1 protein-coding gene is annotated in these 566 nt (G+C 37.8%); it reads right to left on the bottom strand.

Annotation, left to right across the window (positions count from 1 at the left end; translation table 11 throughout):
* Nucleotides 1–58: 58 nt before the first annotated feature.
* The coding region (locus AB4496_RS26830; protein WP_372132954.1) for a DsbA family protein at nt 59–566 on the bottom strand (508 nt) is incomplete at its 5' end.

Here is a 566-nt window from a genome sequence, read left to right on the forward strand (position 1 = left end):
CTAATCAATAGGGCTTTTTATCCATCAAAGATAATAATTAAGTTATCGTAAATTTATTCTATTTACTTTTCTCTTCTAGCTTAGCCTTTACTATTGGATATAGTTTTTCGTATGGCAAGTAGCCGGGGAGCAATGTTCCATCAATTAGCATCGCTGGTGTACCCCGAACACCCAGCCTCGTAAATAAGTTATAGTTTTCAGCAACTTCAATCGCTATTTCACTGTCTGAAGAAACATAATCGGTGGCTTTGTTCTTCTTCGCTACTTTCATTATCGAACGAACGTTGTGAATACCAGGCTTACTGATCAACATCTCTTCAACTGCTTTGTATTTTTCTTTGTCATTGTTCCAGACATTGAGTCCAAAAGTTGCTGAGTTCAATGGCGAATCTCTCTCCTTTAGAGGGATATAAATATTTATCACCTTGATGTCATTAGGGAACTCATCCGCTATTTTTCGAAGAACAGGGTCTAATTTTTTACACCACGGGCAACTAAAATCAGTCATATTTACGATCGTCAGTTTTGGATGTTCGGAACCATACCAAGGGTGATGTGGGTTGTTA

It is taken from the genome of Vibrio sp. 10N.222.46.A1 (assembly GCF_041473595.1).
In the GTDB taxonomy this organism is placed as follows: Bacteria; Pseudomonadota; Gammaproteobacteria; order Enterobacterales; family Vibrionaceae; genus Vibrio; species Vibrio tasmaniensis_A.